At 52.2% G+C, this 1140-nt stretch carries 1 pseudogene; it reads left to right on the top strand.

The window, feature by feature from the left end:
- Positions 1 to 1109: pseudogene (locus HMPREF0577_RS10490) on the top strand (IS1249 family transposase); the annotation flags it as partial.
- Between the last annotated feature and the right edge of the window lie 31 nt (positions 1110 to 1140).

Genomic DNA, 1140 nt, shown 5'->3' with positions numbered 1-1140 from the left:
GGCGTGTAATACTCCTTTGAAACGTAATGGAAAGACTTCTTCTGGTTCTCAGCGTTGGCGTTGTAAGGAGTGTGGAAGGTCTACGGTCGGAAAGATTGATAACTCTGCTAAAGAGCTTAATCGTTTCCTGAGCTGGCTGTTGTCGCGTCAGCGGCAGAAAGATATGCCCGGAGCGGGTCGGACGTTTCGTCGTCATGCAGCTAAGTTCTGGTGTTTATGGCCGTTCTCTCCGATTGTGGACGAGGTTCATGACGTGGTGTTTGTCGACGGGATTTATCTGGGGCGCAAGGCCGTGGTTTTGATTGCCTGTACTCGTCAGCATGTGTTGGGCTGGTATGTGGCTAGGAACGAGAACATTAACGCGTGGAAAGCCTTGCTGGATCGGATAGCGCCCCCCGCTTCTAGTCGTGAGTGATGGTGGGTCAGGTTTCAAAACCGCTAGAGCAGCTTCTTGGCCGGGCACGCAGGTCCAGCGTTGCACATATCACGCGTTTATGCAGGTACGACGTTACATCACTATGAATCCGAAGCTGCCAGCCGGGAAACAACTCGGGAGAATAGCTCGCGACCTGTTACATGTCCATAACGTGGAAGAATCTCTACAATGGCTGGTCGGGTTCAACAACTGGTGCCTGGAATGGGAAGCCTTCCTCGCGGAAGAAACCATAAACGAATACGGCACAAGATGCTTGACCCACGAGAAACTCGTTCGCGCCCGGGACTCGCTAATTAGGCTCATAAAATCCGGTAACCTGTTCACCTATCTCGATCCTGATCTCGCAGACCAGACCCTGACCTGCCTACCAGCAATGAACAACCAGATTGAAGGCGGGATAAACGCTCAACTCCGTGCCATGCTCAAAGACCACCGCGGAATGAGCCTGGCCAGGCGAATCAAAGCGATTTTCTGGTGGTGCTACCAACACATCGAAAACCCCGCGACTCCAGCAGAAATCCTGAAAATAATGCCTACGGATACGCAACTCGAGGAATACTACCTAAACCAGGAAAACCTACACATCACCCAAAGAAACCTCCCCGGATGGGGCGACGCAATCATCTGGAACGAACTCCACCACACCACCCCCTACAACAACACATGGGACTAACCCCCCAGACACACAATTTGTCCTTTAACCC

The sequence above is a fragment of the Mobiluncus mulieris ATCC 35243 genome, from assembly GCF_000160615.1.
In the GTDB taxonomy this organism is placed as follows: Bacteria; Actinomycetota; Actinomycetes; order Actinomycetales; family Actinomycetaceae; genus Mobiluncus; species Mobiluncus mulieris.
Note: the sequence above shows the minus strand (reverse complement) of the source record. Positions and strands in the feature narration are given on the sequence as shown.